At 64.0% G+C, this 7413-nt stretch carries 7 protein-coding genes; 6 read left to right on the forward strand and 1 reads right to left on the reverse strand.

Annotation, left to right across the window (positions count from 1 at the left end; translation table 11 throughout):
• Nucleotides 1–4 precede the first annotated feature (4 nt).
• From ACOJUJ_RS05705 to ACOJUJ_RS05730, 6 genes are all read left to right on the forward strand, one after another.
• Nucleotides 5–2554 (forward strand): excinuclease ABC subunit A, encoded by a 2550-nt coding sequence (locus ACOJUJ_RS05705; protein ID WP_420125888.1) that lies wholly within the window; start codon nucleotides 5–7, stop codon nucleotides 2552–2554.
• 225 nt (nucleotides 2555–2779) lie between these two features.
• The gene (locus tag ACOJUJ_RS05710) at nucleotides 2780–4159 is read left to right on the forward strand and encodes a sigma-70 family RNA polymerase sigma factor (RefSeq protein WP_420125889.1); all 1380 of its coding nucleotides are present in this window, start codon (nucleotides 2780–2782) and stop codon (nucleotides 4157–4159) included.
• Between the two features lie 451 nt (nucleotides 4160–4610).
• Nucleotides 4611–4790, forward strand: coding sequence for a hypothetical protein (locus tag ACOJUJ_RS05715; protein WP_420125890.1), 180 nt, complete (start codon nucleotides 4611–4613; stop codon nucleotides 4788–4790).
• Nucleotides 4791–5156: 366 nt separating this feature from the next.
• Entirely contained in the window at nucleotides 5157–5573 is a 417-nt protein-coding gene (locus ACOJUJ_RS05720; protein WP_420125891.1) for a DUF6979 family protein, read from the forward strand.
• Nucleotides 5574–5778: 205 nt separating this feature from the next.
• The gene (locus ACOJUJ_RS05725) at nucleotides 5779–5970 is read left to right on the forward strand and encodes a hypothetical protein (protein ID WP_420125892.1); all 192 of its coding nucleotides are present in this window, start codon (nucleotides 5779–5781) and stop codon (nucleotides 5968–5970) included.
• 249 nt (nucleotides 5971–6219) lie between these two features.
• The gene (locus ACOJUJ_RS05730) at nucleotides 6220–6639 is read left to right on the forward strand and encodes an SseB family protein (protein ID WP_420125893.1); all 420 of its coding nucleotides are present in this window, start codon (nucleotides 6220–6222) and stop codon (nucleotides 6637–6639) included.
• Nucleotides 6640–6652: 13 nt separating this feature from the next.
• On the opposite strand, the gene ACOJUJ_RS05735 is transcribed toward ACOJUJ_RS05730, so the two are convergent.
• Nucleotides 6653–6949 carry a hypothetical protein gene (locus ACOJUJ_RS05735; protein ID WP_420125894.1) on the reverse strand — a complete coding sequence of 99 codons (297 nt, stop codon included), beginning with the start codon at nucleotides 6947–6949 and terminating at the stop codon, nucleotides 6653–6655.
• Between the last annotated feature and the right edge of the window lie 464 nt (nucleotides 6950–7413).

Below are 7413 nucleotides of genomic sequence, written 5' to 3' on the forward strand. Positions count from 1 at the left end.
GCGGATGAGGGCAGGGAAGAGCAGTAGCACGCCGGACGGGTCGGACGACGCGCGGCAGCACGAGTTCGTGCGGGTGCGGGGGGCGCGGGAGCACAACCTCAAGAACGTGGATGTCGACATCCCGCGCGACGCGCTGGTGGTGTTCACGGGCGTGTCGGGGTCGGGCAAGTCGTCGCTCGCGTTCGGCACGCTGTATGCCGAGGCGCAGCGGCGCTACCTGGAGTCCGTGGCGCCCTACGCGCGGCGGCTCTTCCACCAGATGGGCATCCCCGACGTCGATGAGATCGACGGCATCCCGCCCGCCGTGGCGCTCCAGCAGCAGCGCGGCACGCCCACCACGCGCTCGTCCGTCGGCAGCGTCACCACGCTCAGCAACCTGCTGCGGATGCTGTACTCGCGCGCCGGCGACTATCCGCCCGGCCAGCCCATCATCTACGCTGAGGCGTTCAGCCCCAACACCCCCGAGGGAGCCTGCCCCGAGTGCCACGGGCATGGCCGCATCTACACGGTCACCGAGCAGTCGATGGTGCCCGACCCGTCGCTCACCATCCGCGAGCGCGCCGTGGCCGCGTGGCCGCAGGCGTGGGGCGGGCAGAACCAGCGCGACATCCTCGTCACCCTGGGCCACGACGTGGACCGGCCGTGGCGCGAGCTGCCGCAGGACCTCCGCGACTGGATCCTCTTCACCGACGAGCAGCCCGTCGTCCCCGTCTACCCGGGCTACACGCCGGAGGAGACCCGAAAGGCGCTCAAGCGCAAAGAGGAGCCCAACTACATGGGCACCTTCAGTAGCGCGCGGCGGCACGTGCTGCACACCTTCGCCAACACGCAGAGCGCGTCCATGCGGCGGCGGGTGATGCAGTACATGCTCGCCACCGACTGCCCCGTCTGCGGCGGAAAACGGTTGAATCCCGCGTCGCTGTCGGTGACGTTCGCGGGGATGGACATTACCGAGCTGTCGCGGCTGCCGCTGTCGCGCGTGGCGGCGCTCGTGCAGCCGTACGCGGACGGAACGGCGGCGGGATCGGCGGATGCGGATCATCCCGAAAAGGCGCTGGTCGCGCAGCGGATCGCGGAGGACCTGGCTGCGCGGCTGACGACCCTGCTGGACCTGGGATTGGGATACCTGTCCATCGAGCGCAGCACGCCCACGCTGTCCCCAGGGGAGTTGCAGCGGCTGCGGCTGGCCACGCAGGTGCGCTCCAACCTGTTCGGCGTGGTCTACGTGCTGGACGAGCCATCGGCCGGGCTGCATCCGGCGGACACGGAGGCGCTGCTCCGCGCGCTGGACGGGCTGCTGGCCGCGGGCAACTCGCTCTTCGTGGTGGAGCACGAGATGGACGTGGTGCGCCACGCGGACTGGATCGTGGACGTGGGCCCCGCGGCGGGCGAGCAGGGCGGGCGCGTGCTCTACAGCGGCCCGCCCGCGGGCCTCGCGGATGTCGCGGAATCGCAGACGCGCCGCCACCTCTTCGGCGAGGACCGGCTGCCACAGCGCACCCCGCGCGAGCCGAAGAGCTGGCTGGTGCTGGAGGGCGTCACCCGCAACAACCTGCACGGGCTGGACGTGCGGATTCCGCTCGGCGTGTTCACGAGCGTCAGTGGCGTATCCGGATCGGGCAAATCGAGCTTGGTGAGCCAGGTGATGGTGGAGCTCGTCGCCGCGCACCTGGGCCACGAGATCACGACGGCAGCGGAGGATGAGGACGATGCCGATCCGTCGTCATCCCCCGCAACGCTCGGCGGGCGGATCGCGGGCGGGATGGAGGGCATCCGCCGGCTCGTCCGCGTCGATCAGAAGCCGATCGGCCGCACGCCGCGCAGCAACCTGGCGACGTACACGGGATTGTTCGACCACGTTCGCCGCCTCTTTGCCGCCACGCCGGAAGCGAAGAAGCGGCGTTACGATGCGGGGCGGTTCTCGTTCAACGTGGCCAAGGGGCGCTGCGAGAACTGCGAGGGCGAGGGGTTCGTGATGGTGGAGCTGCTCTTTCTCCCCAGCGTCTACGCGCCCTGCCCCGTCTGCCAAGGCGCGCGCTACAACGCGAAGACGCTGGAGATCCGCTACCAGGGCCGCAACATCGCCGAAGTCCTTGGGATGACGGTCGATGCCGCGTACGACTTCTTCGCGGGGGAAGATGCCGTGCGGCGCGCGCTGCACGTGCTGCGCGAGGTCGGCCTCGGCTACCTGCGCCTGGGCCAGCCGGCGACGGAGCTGTCCGGCGGCGAGGCGCAGCGCATCAAGCTCGCGGCGGAGCTCCAACGCCAGCAGCGCGGCCACTCGCTTTACGTGCTCGACGAGCCGACCACCGGCCTGCATCCCTCCGATGTGGAGAAGCTGGTTGCGCAGCTGCACGGCCTGGTGGGGGCCGGAAACACCGTCGTCGTCGTGGAGCACGACATGCGCGTGATTGCCGGCAGCGACTGGGTGATCGACATCGGCCCTGGAGCGGGGGAGGAGGGCGGCCGAGTGGTGGCAGAAGGTCCGCCTACAGTTGTGGCGCAATCGGCGGAGAGCTGCACCGCGCCCTACTTGGCGCGTCAAGTGGGGTGACGGGATGGGAGTGATGGGGACGGGTGAGTCGAGGTGTTTACGTAGGCCTAGACCCCAGCTTTGAGCCCATTAATGGTTGGGCTAGTTGTAATGGTTGACTGTACGGCAACGTAGCAACCTCCACAGAGAGTGGTGTGAACCGCGCTAAATGCATTGCTGTGTACGTCTCAAATCGTATGATTAGGCACGATACAATGAACAGGTTACTCCCACCCGCCGATCTGCATGCCCGAGCCATTTGACGCAGAGGTTGCATTCCTCACGCACCTCGGCTGGATCGAGAAAGTCATTTCTCTGGTCTGTAGGAGACACGGTCTACGGGGTGATGATGCCGAGGACTTCGCAGCTTGGGCCAAGATGCGGATGATCGAAGATGACTATGCAATACTCCGTCGATTTCGTGGTGAGTCAAGTCTGCGAAGCTATCTAATGGTCGTGGTGTTGCGGCACCTCAGTGCTTATATGCGCGAGCGGCAGGGCCGATGGCGGCCGTCAGCCGAAGCGGTGCGTCGAGGTTCGCCAGCGGTACCGCTGGAGCGACTCGTACGCCGAGACGGCTATTCACTGTCGCAAGCGGGAGAAATGCTGCGTACTTCCAATCAAACCACGTTGTCTGATTTCGAGTTAGCCCAGATACTTGCTCAGCTACCCGAACGGGTGCCGCTCCGACCCATCGATGTGAGTTCTGATGCTGTTTTGAAATGGATACCCGCTAATAGTAGTGCTGATGCCCGGGTAGTCGAATCAGAGCTAGCGACGTGGCGCACTGAGGTCGCGGCAGCGCTGCAGCGTGCCTTGGGGCATTTGGAGCCGGAGGAAAGATTAATTGTACGATTGTATTATGCCAATAACCTCACCGTGGCCGACGTTGCACGCGCACTGCAGCTCGAACAGAAGCCGCTGTACCGACGTATTCCTAGGCTCCGCGAGTTGCTGCGGAGTCATCTAGAACGTGAGGGGATTTCCGCGCGAGAAGTGCGCGCCATGCTGGCAGGAGACGAGGTAACGGTTTGGAGGCGATTAGAGCATGACGAACTAAGGCGCAATGATGCAGGTGCAATAGTAACACCAACCGGTCCACACAATTTTGACCATCCTGGCATTCTGGGTCCTGACGGATATCCCCTTACCCGAGAGGAACTGACCGGAAGCAAGATCATCACAGACGTTATCAACACGAATGAGCAGATCTTGAAAATGCTCCGGAATAATCCGTCATTGTTGTATACTCTACCACCACGCAAGTTTGAAGAGATAGTGGCGGAAATTCTCGACAAGCTGGGTTATGATATCTCTTTGACTCCCGAATCCAAGGATGGTGGGTTCGACATGTATGCGGCCTGGAAAGATGGGTTGGGAGAGTTTTTGTATCTGGTCGAATGTAAACGATATGCACCCCATAAAACAGTGGGTGTGCAACTGGTGCGTGCGTTGCATGGTGTAGTTGAACAAAGACGAGCGAGTGCTGGCATATTGGTTACCACATCACATTTCACAAAAGAAGCTAAAGAATTCCAGCGGCAGCTACGTCATCGGCTTTCCTTGCGCGATTATGTCCATCTGCAAGAATGGCTAGCACTTACCGTTCCTGTAGCGGCTAAATAGTAACGTCCCATACGCTTAGACCGGGGTTGACCGGTTAATGAAACGGTCGCTGCCAGCACCGTCGTGGTGGTGGAGCACGACATGCACGTCATCGCCGACAGCGATTGGCTGATCGACATCGGCCTTGGGGCGGGCGAGGAGAGCGGACGCGTGTCGCCGCCGGCCGGCCCGCCCTCGTGGCGCAGACGCCGGAGAGCCGCACGGCGCCTTAGCTGTTGCGGGAGCGCAGGTTAGGGAGTGAGCGCAACGAAGGGAGCAGGCGCTGATTGCCGGGAGGGGCGGTGCCGATCACAGGGTGATCATCGGCTCCAATCGTCACCGCCAGAAACCTGCACCTGTTCGAGTTGCACGGCGGGAGAGCTGCTGGCCGGGAATCTGCTGCGCTGGATGATGCTCCGGACGCGCCTTCACGCGCGTATCTATCGGTTCCCCCGCACACCGAGAGGCCACCATGCAAAAGAAGAAGCTGACACTCCAGGTTGAAGAACTGTCCGTGACGAGCTTCGATGTGGAGACCAGGGCGGCGGCGGACGGCACGGTGAAGGCGCACGAAGACATGCCGCCCACCACCGACCCGTGCTACACCTGGAACACCTGGTGCTCGCGCTGCCTCGGGACCGACTGCTGCTGAGGCCATCCGGTGCCGGGCCGCGAGCCCGGCATCCTCGCTTTTGAGCGCGGTGCTCGGTTCGGCACCCGGATATCCACCGTTCGAACACAGCGCGCGGGACCAGCCCGGCACCAATGCCCTCGCATCGGGCGCCAACGCTCGTCCAGTGCTGACGCACCGCCAAACAAGGGTGGCGTACGTTCCGTCTGAAATACGTGTTGATCCCCGGCGGCGACTGGGTGATCGACGCGGCCCCGGGGCGGGGGAGGAGAGTGCCCACGTAGTCGCCGCCGGCCCGCGCGCCGTCGTGGCCCGCGCCGTGACGAGTCGCAGGGCGTCGTACTTGGCGCGCGAACTGGCACCTGCTTCGAGTGATGAGGATGCGATATGAAAAACCGCGTTGAGACAAAATCGATCAACGAATACGGGGATGTAGCAATCCGGGCTGTAGAAAAGATTCGGAGCGGAACCGTTGATTCGCCGCGTGCGGCGTGGAATGAGGCCGCGCGCGAGGTCTTTCCAGGCCGTATACATCGACAGCAGAAAGGATGTCCACGCGGCGCTTTCCTCGGCCTGTGCGATGAGGGCTTGGTGCGCGACGTGCCGGCGGGAAGCTATTCCAGGTCCATCGACAACAAGGCGTATGCGCTTAGGGCCGTGGAACTGCTTCGCGAGGCTCCGGAACTCGCCACAAAGGGGAGAAGGACGCTCTGGAATCGTGTAGAGGCAAAGGCCGCGTCGCACAATTCGCAGATGGACGTGGTCCTGGCGCTGCACCACAACGGGCTGCTTAAAACCGGCTAGCGTTACTCACGGCATCAACCCGCCCGCTGCAGAGGGGAAAAGCGCAAAGCGTGATTGTGCAAAAACGCAAAGTTCTAGCGACGGTCATCCTGGCCACACTAAATGGCGGAGCGGCGCCCTTGCATATTTAACAGTTTAAGCCATTAGTTAAGGAATGAGAGGCGGCGTCCTCTCCTCTTGTTTTCCCTGAATCGAGAAAGCTCCCATGGCCAAGCTGATGCTGGAACTCGACGCCCTGAAGGTGGAATCATTCGGCACCTCTCCCGCCGCGGCGGCGGTGCGCGGCACCGTGTACGGCCAGGCGGCCACCGGGACCAAGCCCTCCTGTGTCTCATGCTACGCCCCGACCGATCCCTGCATCTGCGACCCGATCAGGGTGTTGACCGAGGAGTGCTGATCGACGGCATCCCGTGCTGGTCGAGGCCGCGCTCCGTTGGACGGGGCGCGGCCTTCGTGCATTCCTTTCTTACCCGCGAGGAGCGACGCACGATGGCCTGCCTTACGCAGCAACTGAGGTGATGACAAAAGGCGGCGCCGGTCGCGTCCCTTCTTGCAAGGCTCAACGGTCCGCGCCTCGGGCCATGCACGCGCGGACGCAGCCCCGGCCGGAGCCGGCCTGCGGTACACATCAACCAGAACCGACCCTTTGACCCACAATCCGGAAGACGGCGGAAGGGCTGCGGCTGGCCAGGCCATTCGCGCTGCCCGCGCTGGACGCCTCCCCATCCAGCAGATGCTGCAGTCGATCCTGGCCGCGCAGGTCAGCATCCCCTTGGCCGAGCAGCCGGTGATGGAGGGTGCCCGCCTGATCAGCTGGAAGCCGGCGACCGTCTCCAAAGATGCGGATGGCGAGCAGTTCCTCGTCGTCTTCACCGACCTGGAGCTGGACGGAAAGTACGCCCACTTTCGGCCGGAGTACCCGTACCGGCTTCGTGTGGGGGCTGACTGGCTGATCACCGTGCTGCCGGCCGGCCACGGCATTGTCTTCAACCTTGGCGGCGGCGACATCATGTTCGAATGGCCCGCGAGCGGCATCCTGGCCCATCGGGCGAATCACGAATCCTGACACGCACCGCCGGCTACATGCCTCGTGGGCGAGCGCTGGATGGAGACCGGGGCCAAAACAGCAGGGCGGGGAAGAGCACGGCGAGGTAGATGACGAACAGGGTGCCCATCGCCGGGACGAGGACGTCCCGCCTGGCTCCCGCGCGATCCACGCAGTTCACCTCCAGGATGGAACTGGTGGATTCCTGGTTGGGATAGCGCACTCGCTGATACTCGATGCGCGCTTCCTTGCCGCACACGACCGGCTCCGCCAGGCGCACGGCCGCGGGCACGTACAGGGTTCCCGACGCGGCGGCCACGAGCGCCGCCATCGCCGCCAGGATCGCGGTGCGGGGTATCCGGGAGCGGACTGATGAGGGGGTGGACACGTTCGCCGGTCTGCCCTGGGGGGATAGGGATCGGTCCGGCCTGCCACGGGGGACCGTGATGCCGCGAGGGATCATACGCTCCGCGGAAGTTCGCGCGGGGGCCTGGGTGCAAGTTATGGGGGAACGGTTTTCGATCCAATGGTATTCTCACCAGAACGTGCGGGAGGGTGAGGCTCGGCTCCCGGCGCGTGCTTTTCTTTGGCAGTGTTGCGGCGGACGATCTTACCGAACCACAAGTCCCGTGGGTATGGGACGATCGCTGTCATTCTGAGCTCGACTTTGTCCAAGTTGACATCGTGACGCGGCGGGAGGTCTCGCCCAAACACCCGTCCAGTTTACATTGGGTGCATGTGCTTTCCTATCGCCGCCGCTGGATCCGGATTCGCCGAGTTCGAGGCGCTTGTCCT

This window comes from Longimicrobium sp. (assembly GCF_048594345.1).
Lineage (GTDB): Bacteria > Gemmatimonadota > Gemmatimonadetes > Longimicrobiales > Longimicrobiaceae > Longimicrobium.